20 protein-coding genes are annotated in these 18,778 nt (G+C 46.4%); 15 read left to right on the top strand and 5 right to left on the bottom strand.

Translation table 11 applies throughout. From position 1 onward, the window contains the following. Nucleotides 1-2,073, bottom strand: a 2,073-nt coding sequence (locus QUB39_RS08875) for a cadherin-like domain-containing protein (protein ID WP_333485047.1), incomplete at its 3' end; no start/stop codon positions are given. A gap of 1,406 nt (nucleotides 2,074-3,479) precedes the next feature. Here QUB39_RS08875 and QUB39_RS08870 point away from each other — a divergent pair. The 6 genes from QUB39_RS08870 (at nucleotide 3,480) to QUB39_RS08845 (ending at nucleotide 8,071) form a co-directional block, all read left to right on the top strand. Then, nucleotides 3,480-3,734, top strand: a complete 255-nt coding sequence (locus QUB39_RS08870) for a hypothetical protein (RefSeq protein ID WP_333057449.1) — start codon at nucleotides 3,480-3,482, stop codon at nucleotides 3,732-3,734. A gap of 4 nt (nucleotides 3,735-3,738) precedes the next feature. Continuing rightward, nucleotides 3,739-5,436, top strand: coding sequence for a CHAT domain-containing protein (locus QUB39_RS08865; RefSeq protein WP_333057448.1), 1,698 nt, complete (start codon nucleotides 3,739-3,741; stop codon nucleotides 5,434-5,436). 18 nt (nucleotides 5,437-5,454) lie between these two features. After that, a complete protein-coding gene (locus QUB39_RS08860) occupies nucleotides 5,455-5,607 on the top strand; it encodes a hypothetical protein (RefSeq protein ID WP_333057447.1) in 153 nt (50 codons plus the stop codon). Between the two features lie 973 nt (nucleotides 5,608-6,580). Beyond that, nucleotides 6,581-6,769: a hypothetical protein gene (locus QUB39_RS08855; RefSeq protein ID WP_333057446.1), complete on the top strand. Its 189-nt coding sequence runs from the start codon at nucleotides 6,581-6,583 to the stop codon at nucleotides 6,767-6,769. A gap of 334 nt (nucleotides 6,770-7,103) precedes the next feature. Then, entirely contained in the window at nucleotides 7,104-7,514 is a 411-nt protein-coding gene (locus QUB39_RS08850) for an AbrB family transcriptional regulator (protein WP_015177612.1), read from the top strand. 89 nt (nucleotides 7,515-7,603) lie between these two features. Next, on the top strand, nucleotides 7,604-8,071 hold the full coding sequence (locus QUB39_RS08845; protein ID WP_006634375.1) for a regulatory protein RecX: 468 nt from the start codon (nucleotides 7,604-7,606) through the stop codon (nucleotides 8,069-8,071). A gap of 596 nt (nucleotides 8,072-8,667) precedes the next feature. Here the strand turns inward: QUB39_RS08845 and QUB39_RS08840 are convergent. After that, nucleotides 8,668-9,162, bottom strand: a complete 495-nt coding sequence (locus tag QUB39_RS08840) for a DUF4385 domain-containing protein (RefSeq protein WP_333057445.1) — start codon at nucleotides 9,160-9,162, stop codon at nucleotides 8,668-8,670. Continuing rightward, nucleotides 9,159-9,584 carry a DoxX family protein gene (locus QUB39_RS08835; RefSeq protein WP_333209550.1) on the bottom strand — a complete coding sequence of 142 codons (426 nt, stop codon included), beginning with the start codon at nucleotides 9,582-9,584 and terminating at the stop codon, nucleotides 9,159-9,161. Before QUB39_RS08835 ends, QUB39_RS08840 begins: the two co-directional genes overlap by 4 nt. 331 nt (nucleotides 9,585-9,915) lie before the next feature. On the opposite strand from QUB39_RS08835, the gene QUB39_RS08830 reads away from it, so the two are divergent. Continuing rightward, the gene (locus QUB39_RS08830; protein ID WP_333057443.1) at nucleotides 9,916-10,080 is read left to right on the top strand and encodes a hypothetical protein; all 165 of its coding nucleotides are present in this window, start codon (nucleotides 9,916-9,918) and stop codon (nucleotides 10,078-10,080) included. A gap of 522 nt (nucleotides 10,081-10,602) precedes the next feature. On the opposite strand, the gene QUB39_RS08825 is transcribed toward QUB39_RS08830, so the two are convergent. Then, a complete protein-coding gene (locus tag QUB39_RS08825) occupies nucleotides 10,603-10,770 on the bottom strand; it encodes a hypothetical protein (protein ID WP_333271249.1) in 168 nt (55 codons plus the stop codon). Here QUB39_RS08825 and QUB39_RS08820 point away from each other — a divergent pair. From QUB39_RS08820 to QUB39_RS08795, 6 genes are all read left to right on the top strand, one after another. Then, complete coding sequence (locus tag QUB39_RS08820) at nucleotides 10,769-11,260, top strand: DUF4168 domain-containing protein (RefSeq protein WP_333209548.1); 492 nt, start codon at nucleotides 10,769-10,771, stop codon at nucleotides 11,258-11,260. The two genes, QUB39_RS08825 and QUB39_RS08820, sit on opposite strands and share 2 nt — an antisense overlap. Before the next feature lie 431 nt (nucleotides 11,261-11,691). Further along, nucleotides 11,692-12,129 carry an urease accessory protein UreE gene (gene ureE, locus QUB39_RS08815; RefSeq protein WP_333209546.1) on the top strand — a complete coding sequence of 146 codons (438 nt, stop codon included), beginning with the start codon at nucleotides 11,692-11,694 and terminating at the stop codon, nucleotides 12,127-12,129. Between the two features lie 278 nt (nucleotides 12,130-12,407). Then, nucleotides 12,408-13,121, top strand: coding sequence for an urease accessory protein UreF (locus QUB39_RS08810; RefSeq protein WP_333057439.1), 714 nt, complete (start codon nucleotides 12,408-12,410; stop codon nucleotides 13,119-13,121). An 89-nt stretch (nucleotides 13,122-13,210) separates the two neighbouring features. Further along, nucleotides 13,211-13,807, top strand: coding sequence for an urease accessory protein UreG (gene ureG / locus QUB39_RS08805; RefSeq protein ID WP_333057438.1), 597 nt, complete (start codon nucleotides 13,211-13,213; stop codon nucleotides 13,805-13,807). Between the two features lie 149 nt (nucleotides 13,808-13,956). Further along, nucleotides 13,957-14,406: a type II toxin-antitoxin system antitoxin SocA domain-containing protein gene (locus QUB39_RS08800; protein ID WP_333057437.1), complete on the top strand. Its 450-nt coding sequence runs from the start codon at nucleotides 13,957-13,959 to the stop codon at nucleotides 14,404-14,406. Beyond that, entirely contained in the window at nucleotides 14,390-14,803 is a 414-nt protein-coding gene (locus QUB39_RS08795; protein ID WP_333057436.1) for a hypothetical protein, read from the top strand. The genes QUB39_RS08800 and QUB39_RS08795 overlap by 17 nt, the downstream gene beginning before the upstream one ends. A 38-nt stretch (nucleotides 14,804-14,841) precedes the next feature. Here the strand turns inward: QUB39_RS08795 and murG are convergent, their stop codons facing one another. After that, the gene (gene murG / locus QUB39_RS08790; protein ID WP_333057435.1) at nucleotides 14,842-15,906 is read right to left on the bottom strand and encodes an undecaprenyldiphospho-muramoylpentapeptide beta-N-acetylglucosaminyltransferase; all 1,065 of its coding nucleotides are present in this window, start codon (nucleotides 15,904-15,906) and stop codon (nucleotides 14,842-14,844) included. A gap of 218 nt (nucleotides 15,907-16,124) precedes the next feature. Here murG and QUB39_RS08785 point away from each other — a divergent pair, with 218 nt between their 5' ends. Together QUB39_RS08785 and QUB39_RS08780 are read left to right on the top strand one after the other, a co-directional pair. Next, on the top strand, nucleotides 16,125-17,051 hold the full coding sequence (locus QUB39_RS08785) for a nuclear transport factor 2 family protein (protein WP_333209540.1): 927 nt from the start codon (nucleotides 16,125-16,127) through the stop codon (nucleotides 17,049-17,051). A gap of 314 nt (nucleotides 17,052-17,365) precedes the next feature. Then, nucleotides 17,366-18,154, top strand: coding sequence for an SDR family oxidoreductase (locus QUB39_RS08780; protein WP_333209538.1), 789 nt, complete (start codon nucleotides 17,366-17,368; stop codon nucleotides 18,152-18,154). Nucleotides 18,155-18,778: the final 624 nt, after the last annotated feature.

Below are 18,778 nucleotides of genomic sequence, written 5' to 3'. Positions count from 1 at the left end.
GTCATCGTCATCGCCGCCTTGAATTTTGTCTTTGCCCAAGCCTCCTTTTATTTTGTTTTTGCCTAGGCCAACTTCGATATCGTCATCGTCATCGCCGCCGTCGATATCGTCATCGCCATCGCCGCCTTTAATTGTGTCCTTGCCTTTGCCGCCGATGATTTTGTCTTTGCCTTTGCCGGCTGTAATGTTATCGTCACCATCGCTGCCTTCAATATCGTTATCCAGCGTCGCAGAACCGACAATAACTTGAGGTGCTGTAGTGCCACTAAACTTAAAGACATTTTGCTCGATGTTCAAGCTAAAACGCTGGCCGGTGAGAGATCGTTTGCCGTTGCTAACTTCAAAACCAAAACTCAGCGCACCGACAAAACCTACTGTCGCTTTGAACCTTACCAAGCCTGCGTTAATGTCTGCTTGAGTGAAGGTAAAACCGACTTGTGTTACGGCGACTCCATTAAACAATAGTTGGCCGGTTGTAGCATCGGGTAGCTCGGTTAACTTGAAGACTGTGCCGCTAGGACCTTGCTCGTCATCGACAAACCGCAACAACTCAGAAGTAATAGTTTGCTCGCCGCCGCTGGAACCAGCAGTCAAGCTATTATTAGCTTCCACTCGCGGAGGGTTAAAAATCGGAGTGAGAGTTTGACTTGGAGTTGGAGTTGGAGTTGGAGTTTGAGTTTGAGTTGGAGTTTCAGGATTAACTTCCAAAAAGTCGCCAGCAGTGATCAGCGTTGCGTTGACATTCAACAATAGCGCCAAGGCAAAGTTATTGACCCGAATTTCGGTATCGCCACCGACTTGTATAAAGGTCAAGCTGCTAAAGTTCAAGTCGCCAAACAGCAGAAATTTGTCGCTGCCGTCTGTGTAGTCAGTGATGACTGCTTTTGCCCCAGAGGTACTGTTACTCACGACATAAACGTCATCTCCAGCACCGCCGACACAGGTATGGTTGCCAGTACCGCCCATCAGGGTATCGTTGCCCTCGCCGCCCATCAGCGTATCGTCGCCGTTGCCGCCGCCGCTAACGCTGTCGTCGCCGTCGCCACCGTCTGCCATGTCATTGCCGTCGCCAGTCACGAGGGTATCGTTGCCAGCACCGCCCATCACGCTGTCGTCGCCGTCGCCGCCCATCACGCTGTCGTCGCCGTCGTCACCCATGCAAACGTCGTTGCCGGCACCGCCCATCACGCTGTCGTCGCCGTCGCCGCCCATCACGCTGTCGTCGCCGTCGTCACCCATGCAAACGTCGCTGCCGGCACCGCCCATCACGGTATCGTTATCTTTGCCACCGTTAACGGTATCGTTGCCGTCGCCGCCGCTAACGTTGTCGTTGCCTGTGTCGCCCCTGACTGCATCGTTGCCTTCGCTGCCCTCACAATCGTCGTTGCCTTTGCCGCCATAGACGGTATCGTTGCCGGCGCCGCCGTCAACGTCATCATCTCCTTCGTTGCCGTGGGTCCAGTCATCGCCGTCATCGCCTTCGCAGATGTCGTTGCCACTGCCACCCATCACGGTATCGTTGTCTTTACCGCCGTTAAGGGTGTCGTTGCCGTTGCCGCCCATGACGGTATCTTTGCCCAGATCGCCTCTTATTTCATCGTCGTCATCGCCGCCCTCGCAATCGTCGTCATCTTTACCGCCGAAGATTTTATTTTTTTTGCCTCGGTTTCCTTTGATTCTGTCCTTGCCTTTTTTGCCGAATATCTCATCCTGTTCGCCGGTGGCGACAATTAAGTCATCGTCATCGGTACCGACGACGGTTCGGCGGCGATCGATGCCGCTGTCATCATCTAAGTCATCTATGTCGCCCACACCTTCTTCTAGTACGCCGTTAGATTCCGCCATTTGGCTGTCATCAGCAGCACCTTCTTCCAGTACGCCGTTAGACAGAGCTGGAAATGTGGTGGTAATGCCGTCGGTGTTTTCGGTGAGCGCTATCTGAATTAACTCGGCTAACTCCTCATCGGAAATTGTAGAGCTGTCGTCGCCTAAATCCCCGACTGGCTTTTGTGTTTCATCTTGAGCGGGAAAAAGTGTTCCCGCTCCTTCTTCTAACAACGTTAGTTCATCCATTGTTGATATTTCCCAAAAAATGGTAAGCTTCTTAGAATCAATTTATCAGCAAACAGGAGGCTGCAGAAGTTTTTTTTTTACTTCATGCTTTCGCCCCCTATAGGAGCTGGTTTCCTCATCTTTACTATTATAGATGCCACTTAAACTGCAAGGTTTTTTTCGCTATTTTGCGAGTTTTATATTCTGCCATTGCGTACCAAAATCAATTAATCCGCAACCTACACTGTAAGTGCTACGCCGAAGCTCCGAGCTTTTAAGATGTTCTCGGTATTTTCTACAGTAAGCTGCGCCGAAGGGCCCCTGCCTGTAGAGTTTCTACGTAATTTCTACAGTGAATTAGCTGAATTTAAACTCGCAACTGACAACTCCTAAATAACTACCCAAAACCTCTGTCCCCCAAATTCTACCCTTGCTTTTTTTCCGATCTAGGCTGGGTGTATTGAAGTTTTGTAACACTCCCAGCTTTGACAAATCCTTCCCTGACCTAGGATTTGAATCTCTTGACTAAACGACAGCACCCTCGTAATTTTAGTTCCCGATGATTAATTAGAAATTTAGATAATTCCCCCGACCAAATATTTGTTCTAATTTTTAGTGGCACAATTTTCTCTCATTCGAGGAAACCTCGCGAACTGAGTTTTTTTTCGGATCAATACTAAGAGTTCTGCCAAAATATATCTATCTTCAGGCAGATTGTAAGATTTGCTTTCAAATGGTATGTGACGCAGAAGTAGTTTTTGGTGACTGTTGCAAGCTCGGCATTTTGAGCGGGCATGACCCACGGCGAGGCTGCCCAACCCTGTTGTTTTGTAACGGCTTCGCTACCAAGTCCAATAATTCTCCGAGAAACCGGCCTGATGAGGGGTAATCCTCTAGATGCCAAAAAAAGAGTTGCTTGAGAGTACCGGAACAATTTTATGGTCGTTGTATTGTTGAGAGTTCTTGGCTGCTGATGTTTATTTTTGCTGCTTAACTTTAACTCGATTAAAACAGTTAAATTAAAAATTTTCTATATCATGAAAGCGGTAAATTAGCAATAAATTATTAGGAATAATCGATGGTCAAGTATCGATTATCGATCGCCACGGAGGTCTTAAGGATGAGGGCGGAGGGCTTACGGATGAGAACCCAGGGCTGACCAATTAATTAATTGACACAAAATCAAGATTACACATGGGGGGTTGGTGGTACAGGATAAGCGGTAAAGACCGATCGACCCCTCTCCCAAAAAAATAAAATACTCAAATTTGCCTGCGATATTGCCCTGAAACCGGTTGGCGAGAGCCGAAGTAATTTTAATAAGAACTAGAGATCCGCCTGGTAAAGTGCCTCCAATTTAACTTTACTCAGCAATGAGAAACTCAAGTTCACGACGAATCTAAAGGGGTCTGCGGTAGAGGTGCAAAATGTTAAAGATAGCAAGATTGGAGAAAATTCGGCTTTCACCGAGCCACAGGGCAATCAAAACTAATAAACTGTTATTAAAGTACAACTTTTATATCCTCAAAGTGTTTGAACAAATATACATGACCCTAGCGATCGCCCGATCGGGGGAAGCGCATTCAGAAACTTTGATTGGAAGAGTAAAAAATATGTTGCCGAGCGCTATTGCTAGCCGCAAAAACGCAGGCAAATTCAGAATTAAGGCGGGAGGGCGCTAAATCGGTGAGCCAGGAATTTCAACTCTCAGTCACCCCCGTTGGGGACGATGAATATCTAGTGCGGACAGAAAGGGTTGCACCCGGTGTACCCTTAGCCGAACAACAAGTCCGCTGGCCGATCGACGAATGGCTGGCACTGTCTGCTCAACTGATGAACGACCCGCTGGTGGGCTTGCTCCAGGGAAAAGCAGTACAGGGAAGCAGTTTTGCCGGTCGCGGCCTCTCCCGTTCGGGAAACAACTCAGCGCCGAATTTAGTAGCCCTGGGGCAACAATTATACAGCGGGCTGTTTCAAGGAAACTTGCGCGATAGCTGGACTTGCGCTCAAGGCATAGCCCAGCACCGCCGAGAAGTGCTGCAACTGCGACTCGGACTCAAAGGCCGGCGCTTGCCACGACTGCCGTGGGAAGTTCTGCACGCCGGCGATCGCCCTTTGGCAACCGGCACCGATGTCGTATTTTCTCGCTACCAACCAGGTACAAGTTTGTTCAAGCAAACCCGGATACTGCCTAGTGGCGGGCCACTAAAAATTTTAATGGCGATCGCCTCTCCGAGCGATCGAGACAGCTTGCAGCTCAAGCGAGAAGTGCTCCATTTGCAGCAAGAACTCCAAAACCGCACCGGTCATCCTCTCAAAAACAGCCCCCATTGCCCGGAAATTCAACTGACTATTCTCGAACAGCCCGATCGAGAACAACTTACCCAAGCCCTAGAACAAGGACACTACCAAGTCCTGCACTACGCAGGCCACAGCAACTTAGGTTCCAGAGGTGGGGAACTCTACCTAGTCAGCAGCCGCACCGGCTTAACCGAAACCCTCAGTGGCGACGACTTAGCTGGATTGCTCGTTAACAACGGTATTCAGATGGCCGTGTTCAACTCCTGCCGCGGCGCCTACGGCGACCCCTCAGACCTCGCGGACGACAGCCCGGAACGGAACTTAACCGAAGCTCTAGTCAAGCGTGGAATTCCGGCAGTGCTAGCAATGGCAGAAAGCATCCCCGACGATGTAGCCCTAACTCTCACGCGTTTGTTTTACCGCAACCTCAATCAAGGCTATCCAGTCGATCTCAGCCTGAGCCGTGCCAGAGCTGGGCTAATTTCTGCCTACGGTTCTCACCAGCTATACTGGGCTTTGCCCATTCTCTATCAGCACCCGGACTTTGACGGCTATTTGACCGGCGCGCCAGCCCACAGCGCGACATCCGGTTCTATGGTGCACATAATCGCGCCGGGAACGCCACCGGCGCTCGCGGGTACAGAATGGAAGGCCCCGTCTTCGGTTTCGGCGATCGCCCAATACCCCCCAATCCCAGCGAATCGATCCCATGAGTCAGACAATTCTGACGGCGAAGTCTGGGAATATCCCAACCAATTAAAAGATCGTAGGGATTGGGTTCACCAGAACGATCGAGCGGATGCTACTAACTCACCGAACTCACCGACGGCTTCGCCCTCCTCTATTCCTAATTCTGAGTGTTCAGCGATCCAAGCAACTCGCGCCGCTGCATCGACTCAGAAACCGTTAAAAAAACCGGGGCTGAAAAAATCTGTTACCCTGATGCTTTGCTTGTTGTCCGTTGCTTTTAGTGCTGGCTTTTTTGGGTGGCGGTACTCGAACCAGCGAGGTCCGAAACCAGAAGAGTTACTGCCGGCGGTACGGACTCCCCTGTCGCAAAATTACCTGCAACAACGTCACTAAAAGCGATCGCCCACTGCAATGCTGAATTTAGACTCTCTTGGCCTGGCTCCAAACTGGGTGGGGTTTTTGCTGGCCATTCGCGATCGGCTGCCGCTGGCAAAGCGATCGAAAGTATACTGCTCGATCGAATCTCGGACTTACCTTCATCAAGTCGGTTTTTACCGAAAATAAGCAGCAGCCCAACTAAGCATCGAGGAAGAAACTGGGTTTCTCGTCGAGAAAGTAAGTCCGGGACTGCTTAATCATAGAATGCGTCAGTCGATTTGAGATTTTAGACCTCGGCTTGAGTCCTGAGTCGAACGATTTGAGATTTTAAATTTACTCCACAGATAAATCTGGGAAATGGAACAAGAGTCTAAAATTTTGATCTCTCCACGACAGGAGTCGGTGGCTTGTCTGCGTTTTTGAGCGGGCTGATTCGGCAGCACGAGCATTCCTCATTCGGCACAAGACAATAAAAGCCAGAGTTGCCACAATTAAGAACGTCCTCACCGTCAGCGCGCTTATTTAACAATAATTAATTATGGAAGCGGCTGTGAGTTTGACCTCCTCGCATCCAGGATACCCGCCACGTGATTCATGCCGAAAGCAGACTCAGGACCGGTGAAATAAAAAACCTGTATCCGATGAAACTTGCCGAACGTATTTATCCGTGGGGTCAAGGCTTAAATCTAAAATCTAAAATCTAAAATCTAAAATCGATTGACGCGCCCCTCCAGTTGGTGCATAAATTTTGAGAGTATGGCAGTTTACAGGCCACGACTCGAAACCAATACATTTCCATCGAAACTCCATGTCGGGAACCGCTGCTAATTTGTAGTGCATCAAACATTTAAGCTGTTGTGCATTAAACTCGGTCTTTTTCAATTCCCCTGTGGAAATAACCTCAAATTCTCTGGCTTGGGGCCCGAGGAGGAAGATTTTCGCCAGTTCCCCCTAGAAATCTACTGATTCGTGGCGAAGTGTTAAGAGTCGCGAAGCAATCTCGCCCGATCAAAACTATTCTCCTCTTAGTGGCTGCCCGATGTTTCTGCCGCCGCGCCCATGGAGTCGGGTTTTAGCTTAAACCCGTTCAACCAACCGGTGAAATTTCCTGCAATTTTTACCGGATTGCCTTCCCCAGACTGCGTTCTGTGCAAGTTATATGCCCAAAACCTTAATAGAAGATTGCTCGTTGGTATTTGGGGTTTTGAGGGGATTTCCAGCCGTAAAAATAGAATTTACAAGTAGCTGGCAGTGGCATCGAGAACAAGTGCTGCCTCGTCTTGTTGAGGTAAAAGTTAACCCCGCGCCGGTAAATGCTTTCGGCAGATTTGCAGTGGCCGCGTTCTAGGTATTTCCATTCATGGCTGTCTTATTTTGACCTTGACCGCAGACACAATCGGGGATTGGTGAATGCAGGGAACAGACTTTACTGTAAAAAAGTAAAGCATTTAATTTGCGACAATAATTCCCCGCGCGATCGCTCCAAGGCTTACACAAGGATTTGGGCCGCGAGGAGCAAATTGATCGCCCTTCGAGCATCCTTACTTGCACCCCCGGTCTTGAGGCCGCAGAAATTTATCCAGAATCTTAATATTCAGAATTATTAGTATTGACAGTGAAACAAAGTTAATCTAATGTGTTGTAATTGATATAAGTAAAGTCCAATAAGCGAGGTACGGTCAATGGCAGAAACAGCTACAGCACCCTTAACAGGAAAAGGTCTGCTTCAAAAAATCAAAGGCAGTGATTTGCCACGCAGAGAACTTGCGAAGCTTTGCGGCTACTTCACTGTCAGCAAAAGTGGAGAAACCCGGATTAATCTGGCTGAGTTTTACGATGCAGTGTTAGCTGCTAAGGGCATTGAGCTAGAGAAGTCTAAAGCAGACGGACGCGGGCGAGAAGCGAGTTATCGAGCTAGCGTTCACAAGAATGGTTCGATCGTGATCGGGGCAAATTATACCCAAGAAATGGGATTAAAGCCGGGAGACGAGTTTGAAATTAAGCTCGGATACAAGCACATTCGCTTGATTCAGATCGATGTGGACAGACCGGATGTGGAATTGGATGATGAAGAGGAGGATACAGAAGAATAGAGGCGATCTCGATGCAGTCAGCCGATAGCAAGGCTACTGGATTTGGCTTCGCTACACGAGTATTTGCGCGCCACCCTTCGATTTAACTGATGAGCTGTCTTGACTATTTCTATTTTCTCTTGTCTCGCAAAGACTACAGTGCCTCTGAACTTCGCAAAAAGGGGCAAGAGAAAGGTTTTGGCAATGAGGAAATATTGGAGGCGATCGCGCAAATTCAAGACCGGGGCTATCAGTCTGACACTCGCTTGGTGGCAAACTCGATCGCCTCTGCAGCAGGCAAATACGGAAAGTCTGCCATCAAGCGCAAGTGCCTGCAAAAAGGAATTACCAACGATTTGTTCGAGCAAGTCTGGGAAGAAGAAATTGCAGAAAATCAGGACTCCGAAGCAGAAAAACTGGCCGAATTAAAAGCCAAAGTCATGCGGAAATACAAGATCGATACTTGGGGTAAAGCAGATCCGAAAACCAAGGGCAAAGTCTTGAATTACCTGCAATACAGGGGCTTTAATGCCTTTGAAATTTGGCGACAGTGGCAGACGGAAGAAGATGACGAGTAAATAGTAGGGTCAAGCAAATAGAGCAGGCCCCGATAGGCAAGCACAACTACACTGCTGCCGACGGGGCTAAAGTCTAAGTCCTGAGTTTTTTTGACACTCCCCTGCCTGAAGGCGAGGGGATTCTTGGTTCTGCGACATACCTTAAAACTATCTATCCTTGTGGCAGTGTTTAAACCAGGTATCCGTTCAAAAGAACCAAATATCGAGCTTAATTTAGATAGCCTCGCGAGGGTTTGTCTCCCCAAGCTTTCGAGAATTGCTTCTCTTGTTTCTGTGTGCCCCACAGTACATTTTAGAAATAAAAAGTTTAGTCTCTGATTTTGGCTTACATTAGTTAGCCCAGCTATGTTTTTCGTGGTTTTCGCCACCCACTAACCATTATTGTTTTCCGACCTGTCGTTTGAGCGTGGTGTCTCATGTGTATCGGCGGTTATTCTACCTGTAGTCTAGTTATTTTACTCTACAATGAACACAATGCAAGAAAGTTCAAGAAAACAATTAACAAAAGTTGATAATTAATTAAAGCCGTCAAGCTTATGACGGGGCTTTAGACCCAATTTCTTGGTAACTGTATGTCAATCCTCAGCGTTGACTAACTAAGATTCGTACATCTGCCGATGTCTGGCTAAAAGCTGGAGATATTTCTCGTTGATTTTAGCCAGCATCCATTTCTCTTTAAAAATGGCGGCGGATTCGGCTTTCACCGGATCAGTTTCGAGCGGCAAAATATCTTTTCGAGCGGCGGTTTGCTCTGCAACAGACTTCAGCTTTTGAGGGTTTTGCTGGTATTTTCGGCCGCTTTTGTGGTTAGCGTAGCGACGGGATCGAGTGTACCCCATCTGCAAGAACTTGCGGGCCATGTCGGCTCCCACAAAATCATCGGCATCGAGATACTCTAAAAACAAGGAGTAAATTTTGCTGCTAGACTCCCTGGCAATTTCAGGAGTCTTAAATCTCCAGAAAGGCAAAATTTCTCCTTTGTATGGTTCAACCAACAGCACTCCCTGTTCTCCTTTCCCTACCCGATAAAGTTCCGGGTGCTGTCTAAAGTCGATGTTTTTAAAATCCACAGAGTAGTCGAACTGCTTCATTGGGCGTTTTCTGTTGTATCTGGAACTATAGAAGCCCGGGGTTTACCTTCGTCTGGTTTGGTATAAACCCAGGCCCAAGCAATGAAGACAGCTTGAAAAGGCAGCCTCAACCAATACAGTAATTGGTTGTGGGGAATCCCTTCTATCGGAATGTTGTTGACGGCTTGATTGATATTAGCTGGAAACACGGCAATAAACAAGGCAATTAACCCCCACGCCGCCGCCCTGCTGACAGGAGGAACTAACAGCCCAATTCCGCCCAAAATCTCGAAAAAACCGCTGATATAAACCAATGCTTCCGGGTAAGGAAGCTGGGGCGGCACAATTCTGATAAAAGGTGCGGGTACTGCAAAGTGCAGCACGCCTACAATACTGATAGCTACTGCGAGAATAACTCGCCAAATTTCTTTTTGACTTTTCATGGGCAATGGGTAATTAATAATTGTTAAATTGCTACGATAATGCTTGCACAAAATCGCTATCTGCGATCGAGATGACAAGCAAACTGAGCCCCAAAAATTCCAGCTTTCCGGGTTTGTCTGCTTTTGCTGGTGGCTGTAACGATTTTATTTCGTAGAAAAACCAGGTTTCTGGCTAACTCCCAGACAAGTTTTCACAGCCCCAAACTGGAGGAAGCGAGAACTGGAATCCCACGCCTGCGCGTTGACTGCCAAAAACAGATAGCGCGCATTTTGATAACAAGATTTTAATGTCTAGTACCCTGTTGCTGTCTCTATCTTCGGGTAGTAAAACATGATTTTTGTTCCGGCTTGGGCGTCGTCAGCAGCCAAAGCAGTGGGGGATTTTGTCGATCGACAAATGCACCATCGCTTAACATTAGATAAATCATCGCCGCAATTGAGGAGTGCGATTGCTGCTAAATTTGACCCCCTCGCATCCAGGATACCCGCCACGTGATGAATCCGTCCAGAAATAAAAAACCTGTATCCGATAAAGGATCCCCCGAATTGATCTCGCGCAAGTCAATGCTTCAATTCTAAAATCTAAAATCTAAAATCAATAGTGCGGAATATTTTTATCTCATAGTGTGAAACCCTTGATTTTCGGTTGGCAGCTTGATTGTCCAATCGCCCTGAAACCCTTATTTTACGGTGGGCAATCAAAAACTGTCCGAAGTATTGTAAAATCTAAAATCTAAAATCTAAAATCGATTGACCTAGCCTTCCAGGCGCTTCCCTACCCTACCCTACGGGAACCCCTACGGGGAACGGGAACCCTGGCGGGAAGATAGCTTTGCTAGGGCGTACCTTGATTAGACTAATTAAGGCGAGTAATTTGTCAATAACTTTTAGAATTATTTAATATTTGCGTTTTGAGAATTATTGCCTCTGGCAACTCGGGAACGCTCTGTAATTAAAATTACTATCTCAAGTTTGAATATTGTCAACTTCCCACAGATGCTAGAATGAATCAAATTATCTAATTTGCTAAAAAGTCGATCGTCGTAGCAACTTCCAAAGCATCCTGCTGGAATTCAAAATAGTCACTCCTAGGCAGGAACTTTTTAGCCACCACATTATTCAAAAAGATTGAGCCTCCAAGCGCTGTGTCATTTTTATCTACACGTAAGCAATCACCGACGACCATGAACACCTCACTAAACACCTCTAAATTTGGCATTAACCGGATGCTGCGACAATCGCTGTTTGCAGGCATCATTTCTGCAGCAGCTTTAGCTAGCGGATGGGCGCCCGGTTTGTATGGACAATCCCCAAACCTCGTTTTCGGATCGGCAGCCCAAGCTCAAGAAATTAGCAGCCAAGAAATTACTAGCTACGCTCGTGCTGTGTTGGCAATAGAACCCAGACGGGTGGAAGCTTATAACGAAATTAAAGGAATGGCTGGGGGATCGGTTCCCAGAGTAGTGTGCAACGAAACTCAGCAAATTAATAGGTTGTCTGGAGGTGTTCGCGGCATCGCGGTGAATTACTGCCAACAAGCTAAAAAAGTTATCGAAACCAATGGTTTGACAGTTAGTCGCTTCAACCAGCTTACTTTGCTCCAGCAAGCGGACCCGGCAGTCAAACAGCGAATTCAAGCCGAACTGCTGCGACTGCAACAAGCGGGCAATCAATAAGCTTGAGGGTTTGAGTCTTTCTTCCTCTCCCGTTCTATTAGACTTCTCCATAAAAGCTTGTTAATGGCAGGCAGGATGCCTAAGCGCTACCTCCCCCCAACAATATATTGGAGATTTAAATTGTTCGAGTTACTAGACGATATGCAAAATTTTTTGAAAAAAGGGCGATCGTCTGTGATAAAATGCTTGACAAGATGACAAAAATGTGGTAAACAGACAAGAACGGGAGCGGTTCAGAGAGATGAATATTTTTCAACTGGCTGTAAATCGCAATGAGATATAGCGATCGCCAAGACGATTAAAACGTTTTTAATTCCTGAAACATGAGCTGAAAATGGCAATTTCGGTCTTCCTTATTCCTTCGGCTATAAAAAAGATATTCCTCAAAAACTCGATGTAAAGTGAAGGGTTCTGAGGAATAGAATAGAAAAATGCTAACATTCACAAAACATTTACCAGCAAATCCCGATGCTGTTGTCAGCTTTACTTTACCAATGACAGCGGACGATCGCACTCGCAGCCGCCACCGATTCGAGACAGAAACGGGGGAAAGGCTGCACCTGAGTTTGCCCAGAGGTACAGTATTGCGCGATCGAGATTTATTGCAGTCGGAAGACGGTAGCTGTTTGGTACTGGTAAGTGCAAAACCCGAACTCGTGCTGACAGCGCGGGCCTCAAGCCCGCTGCTACTGATGCGGGCGGCTTATCATTTAGGAAACCGCCACGTAGCTTTAGAAGTTGCCGATAATTATTTAAGGCTTTCTCCCGACTCTGTGTTGCAGGGAATGCTAGAAAAAATGGGTTTGGAAGTAACAGAGGAAATTGTGCCGTTTCAGCCGGAAATGGGCGCTTACGGGCACAGCCATTAGATTTTAGATTTTAGATTTTAGATTTTAGATTTACTCCCACCGATAAATCCGAGGGCTTATGACTAAATTGCTTTCGGCTATTGAAGAAGCAAGAAGTCAACAGTCAACAGTCATTCGATTTTAGATTTTAGATTTTAGATTTTAGATTTTAGATTTTGGATTGACTTGCGCGAGATAAATTCGGGGGCTTGAGGATTTTCGATTTTCGATTTTCGATTGATTCCCCGGATAAATCACGTGGCGGGTACCATCAACAAATTCTTGGTCAACAGTCAACAGTGAACAATCAACTTTTATCTTTGTTGCAGTTAGCTTTTGCACCTGTGGGAGCTTATAGTTATTCTGAGGGAATCGAAAGTCTGGTAGAAACCGGTACGATCGACAGCGAGATTACTTTGAGGAATTGGTTAGAAAATTCGCTGCAATTCGGGGCTGTGCGAGTAGAAGCCGCTGTGGTGGTAAGGGCTTTGAGGGCGGCACAGATGGGGGATTTGACGGCTTTGAATTACTGGAATGCTTGGGCGACGGCTGCTAAGGAAACAGAAGAGTTGCGCTTGCAAAGTTGGCAAATGGGGCGGACTTTGGTGAGGTTGCTGCTGGATTTGCGTGAAGCGAAGCTATCCCGCAGGGAATCGCCCGTTGCTTCTGGGTTAACAACAAGTGTAAAAGATTTGGTGGAATTTGGCGGCAATCCGTGCAATTTTGCGATCGGCTTTGGCATTGCCGCCGCCAACTGGCAGATTGAAGAGGAAGCGGCCGTGTTAGGATATTTGTACAGTTGGGCTGCCAATTTGGCGAGTGCGGGCGTGAAACTGATTCCCCTCGGTCAAACAGCCGGTCAACAGTTGCTGTTAGATTTGCAGTCTCAAATTAGCTGTACGGCGCAAGAAGTTTTAAAATTAGAAGATGATGAGCTTGGGAGTTGCAGTTGGGGATTAGGACTGGCTAGCATGGCGCACGAAACTCAGTACACTCGGTTGTTTCGCAGTTGAAAATCCTTCAATCCCAAATCCCTCAATCCCAAATCCCAAATCAGAAAATCAGAAAATCTAAAATCTAAAATCTAAAATCTAAAATCGCTATGGGTGCTTTTCGTGTAGGAATTGCTGGGCCAGTTGGTTCGGGGAAAACAGCTTTACTGGATGCTTTGTGCAAAGCGCTGCGACAGCAATACCAGATTGCGGTTGTTACTAATGATATCTATACTCAGGAAGATGCCCAGTTTTTGGTTCGGAGTCAAGCTTTGGAGAGCGATCGAATTTTGGGCGTAGAAACAGGAGGCTGTCCCCACACAGCCATCCGCGAAGATGCTTCGATAAACTTAGTAGCTATAGAAGAGTTAGAACACAAATTCACTGATTTAGATTTAGTATTTGTCGAAAGCGGCGGCGATAACTTGGCGGCAACTTTTAGCCCGGAGTTAGTAGATTTAACAATTTACGTAATCGATGTCGCAGCAGGCGATAAAATTCCGCGCAAAGGCGGGCCAGGAATTACTAAATCTGATATGTTGGTAATTAATAAAACAGACCTCGCACCTTATGTAGGAGCAGATTTAGGCGTGATGGAACGGGACGCGAAAAAAATGCGGGGGGAGAAACCTTTTGTTTTTACTAACTTGAAGACAAAGGAAGGATTAGAATCGGTAGTTAATTTTGTTAAATTGAATATGGCATAGATTGAGAAAATATAGTATAATGTAAATAAAGTGACACGGCTCGCAATTCCCCGTGAAAACGTCTCCAGACAAATATAGTCTGCTTGAGTCGCGGGAGTGTCAAAAAAATCTCGTTCTAGTTTTGCCGTTTAATGACTACCAAGTAAGTTATGCTGAGTTGTTATGATGCAGCCGAATACTTTTTGGCTCAGGCAAGTGAAGATGCTGGCGATCTGATATCTAATCTCAAGCTTCAGAAATTGGTTTACTATGCTCAAGGCTTTCATTTAGCTTTGTACGATGAACCGCTATTTCTTGAAGCCATAGAAGCATGGACTCACGGGCCCGTTGTTCCTGATTTGTACCGTCACTATAAAAAGTATGGTACTGGTGCAATTCCACGTCCTGAATATATAGACTTTTCGATTTACGAAGAAAAAACTAAGAGCCTGCTTGATGAAGTTTACTCTGTGTTTGGGCAGTTTGCTGCATGGAAGTTAAGGAACATGACACACGAAGAATATCCCTGGAAACTTGCTGCTCAAAATAGCGGAAAAATTACTCATCAATCCCTGAAAAAATACTTCAAGACTCAACTCAATTGTGAAGAAGCATCTTAAGGCAAATCAACGCCAAGAAAAAGGGAAAAGGATTTCACCTAGAGAAATTGTTGATTTACCGCCAGAGCAGGAGTCACCTCTATTTTCTTTGCGATACATGAATAAAGATTACTCTCTTTCTCAATGCACAAAAGATGAAAAGGCTGCTTTTGCAGATACGCTCTACAAATTAAATCAGCTTACCTGGAGTGAGATTAATGCTTGTCCCCGTCACGGATTGGGCTACGAGAAGATAGCCCGAAGTTCCATTAGAGCACCTATTCCCAGCCATCTTAAGGATGATGTAAATTTTATTGCTTTTCGGTTTTGCGGGAAGGCTCCAATGGTTGGTTATCGGGATGGGGCTGTGTTTTATGTTATTTGGTTGGACAGGGGTTTTACGCTTTACCCTCATTAAAAAGAACTCGTTAAATTAGTGGCGGTGTCCAATTTTCGCTACCTCACCACCAATTCCCTGACCAAATTTGCCAAACGTTCTGTACTGTCTGTCACCGCTAATTTAGAAGCAGCTTGAGACATTTTTTCCAAATATTCGGAATCTCTTAACAAATACAACACTTTGCTTTGCAAGACATCTGCTGTCAGTTCGCTTTGACGGAATACCACAGCGGCGCCGACTTTAGCAAATACATCCGCATTAAATCTTTGGTGGTCGTCAGCCGCGTGAGGAAAAGGAATTAAAATAGAAGGTACGCCCGTCACTGCTAATTCTGTCAGAGCACTGGCACCCGATCGACTAATTGCTAAATTTGCTCGCTGCAACAAGCTCGCCACATTGTCGTAAAATGGCATTGACAAATATTGCTCGTGTTTCAAACTCTCGGCATCCGGGTCATTATTTCCGGTGAGGTGAACCACCCAAGCGCCGGCATCAAACCAAGCCGGAGCACACTCGCGCACTAACTTATTGACTGCGACAGCACCTTGAGAGCCACCCATGACTAAAATAACAGGTACGCTGTCAGGAATTGGCAAATTTAGAGGTTGGCGGGCGAGGAATTGCGATCGCACCGGCGTACCAGCCACCACCGTTTTGGCGCGGGGTAAATGCTGGGCTGCTGCTTCAAATCCGATCGCCACAGCAGTGCACAAAGGACTAAACCAGCGCGTCACCTTCCCCGGAATGGCATTAGATTCGTGGAGAATCACCGGCAAACCCAAAGAGCGAGCCGCTAGAATTGCTGGTGCTGCGATGTAACCGCCGGTAGTAAAGACTCCCTGAAAATTTCCCGCTTTGAGCAACTTCCGCACATGAAGGATCGAGCCGACGAGTCCGCCCAAAATTCGCACAGTACCTAGTCCAAATCGCTGCTGAAAGCCTTCAACGGCGATCGTGTGGAGGGGGTAAAGGGATGAAACTAATTCGGTTTCCATGCGATCTGGGACTCCTAGCCATTCGATCTGACAGTCGTTCAACTGACTAGCGGTGGCGATCGCAGGAAATAAATGTCCACCAGTGCCGCTAGCTGCAACCAACAACCGGAGGGGGGCTTTTGTCAAGGTTTTTGTTTTTTTTACAAGTACAAGTTCCACAGGTCAATCAATTTTATATTTGAGGTTTTAGATTATTATGCTTATTATTCCGGCAGTTTCAGCCAATTTTCAATCAGCAATCTAAAATTAGATTGTGCCATGTCCGTCCTTCCGTTGTCAGTTTTCGTTGCAGGCGAACAGTTGCCCGCGCCACGACTCCTGACAAATAACCAAATTATCACCTAATGCGTAATTTTTTGAATTTAGTGCCAAGTGCATCTCAGTATTTTTCCAGCCGTCGGGACGAAAAAGCCGATCCGCTTCGAGGGCTGCGCCAACGGGCGATCGTTTTTGGCTTTAACGGCGGGCAGTCGATCGCTCAAATATTGTTATGTTTAACAGTGGTAAGTGCTGGCGTGCTGCATCAAGGTGCGGCAAGAGCGATCGGTGCGATCGGGGCGACTCCCCAAACGATCGCCCAAACAGGAGCAAATGCGCCAGCCCCACTCACAAAGGTGCTAACAGAAATTGACGCCGCCGCCAACCGACGCGATGTCAAAGCAGTGATGGCATTTTACAGCCAGAATTTCACTCATTCTGACGGCTTAAACAGTCGCAGCATGGAAAAAGCCCTCACCCAACTCTGGGATCGATATCCGAGTTTAAATTATCGCACCGAGATCAAATCTTGGAAAACCGAAGGTAGCGCGATTCTCGCAGAAACCATAACTACAATTGCCGGCACTCAAAAAAAGGATGGCAGAGAATTAAGTCTCAAAGCTACCATCCGTTCCCAGCAGCGCTTTGAAGGCGAAAAAATAGTTAGTCAAGAGATTTTAGCCGAACAAACTCAGCTTACTTCTGGCCAAAATCCTCCCACAATTCAAGTGAATTTGCCGGAGCAAGTTAAGGTGGGCGAAGAGTACCATTTTGATGCCATTGTTCGAGAGCCGATCGGCGATGATATTTTAATAGGGACTGTTTTGGAGGAACCAATTACCGAAAAAACCTTTTTTAATCCCTCAGAAGTCGAGCTAGAGTTGCTAAATGCCGGGGGAATTTTTAAAGTAGGTAAAGCTCCGGCTACGCCAGAAAATCGGTGGGTTTCAGCAGTTTTGATGCGACAAGGTGGAATTGCAACGGTTAGTGTGCGATTGCGGGTTGTCAAGTAATAAAATAGGTGTTATGGGTTATACCATTTTAGATTTTAGATTTTAGATTTTAGATTTTAGATTTAGATGGGGAATAACTTATGAATTAAATGTTTGGAGCGCTGGTCTACAGTTGCATTTTTATGGGATGGTATTATTTGGGTAATTTTAGTAGTGGCGGGTTCAAGAAAATCTTGAAGAGAAATGACTGAAGTCCCTAAACTCGTCACTACAAGAATTATGTTGAATTGACAGTATGAAATATCCAAAGCCTTATCTCATTAGTCATTCCCAATTCCCAAATCTAAAATCTAAAATCTAAAATCTAAAATCGTATGATTTCTATCCAAAACCAAATTGTTTTCATTACAGGTGCGAGTAGCGGTATTGGAGCAGCCTGTGCCAAGATATTCGCCAAAGGTGGAGCCAAACTAATTTTAGCAGCCCGCCGCCTTGAAAAGCTCGATCGACTGGCAAACGAACTTGTAGAAACAAAATCCATCGCATCGGCAAACGAGATTTATTTACTAGAATTGGACGTGCGCGATCGCCCGCAAGTCGAATCGGCGATAACTGCGCTTCCCGATGCCTGGAAAAACATCGATATTCTGATTAACAATGCGGGATTGAGCCGTGGTTTAGACAAACTGCACGAAGGCAACTTTCAAGATTGGGAAGAAATGATTGATACCAATGTTAAAGGCTTGCTTTACATGACTCGTGCGATCGTGCCGGGAATGGTAAGCCGAAACCGCGGCCACGTAGTGAATATCGGCTCAATAGCAGGCCGCCAAGCTTATCCGAAAGGTAATGTTTATTGCGCTTCCAAAGCAGCAGTGAGAGCTATTTCTGAAGGGTTGAAACAAGACCTTTTGGGAACAGCAGTGCGGGTGACAGAAATAGAGCCTGGTTTGGTGGAAACAGAATTTAGCAATGTCCGGTTTCACGGCGATGCAGAAAAAGCAAAAAATGTCTATCAAGGATTGACACCGCTGACTGCGGACGATGTAGCCGATGTCGTGTATTTTTGCGCGACGCGATCGCCCCACGTCAATATTAGCGAAATCTTGCTAGTTCCGACAGACCAAGCTAGTGCAACTCTGGTTCACCGAAAAGAGTTTTGAGTTTTTAGTGGTAAGTGTCCGGATTGCGCTCGAATTCTCAGGAAGCTTAATTGGTAGATGCACCCTGATTAATTAACTCCCGACCAATTTTGGCCGGGTTTTTTTTGTCGATCGCCCCCCCTCGCCACAAATTCTCCAAAATTCTGCCAAAGTGTCCTGAAAAGGTGCACATCGGGCGGGAGACTAAATTAGTAGATGCACCCTGATTAAATAACTCCCGACCAATTTTGGTTTGGGGTTTTTTTTTGCGGTATCGAGGGTGATGCTGAATAAAGTTTGAGGTTGTCCGGATGGCGCTCGAATTCTCAGGAAGCTTAATTGGTAGATGCACCCTGATTAATTAACTCCCCGCCAATTTTGGTTTGGGGTTTTTTTTTGCGATATCGACGGTGATGCTGAATAAAGTTTGAGGTTGTCCGGATTGCGCTGGAATTCTCAGGAAGCTTAATTGGTAGATGCACCCTGATTAATTAACTCCCCGCCAATTCTGGTTTGGGGTTTTTTTTTGCCGATCGCACCCCAAACCACGAATTTCCCAAAATTTTCCCAAACTGTCCCGAACAGGTGCACCTCGAACCGGAGACTAAATTAGTAGATGCACCCTGATTAATTAACTCCCGACCA

It is taken from the genome of Microcoleus sp. AT8-B5, assembly GCF_036705565.1.
Classification (GTDB): Bacteria; Cyanobacteriota; Cyanobacteriia; order Cyanobacteriales; family Microcoleaceae; genus Microcoleus.
This window is presented reverse-complemented; position numbering and strand designations above follow the sequence as displayed.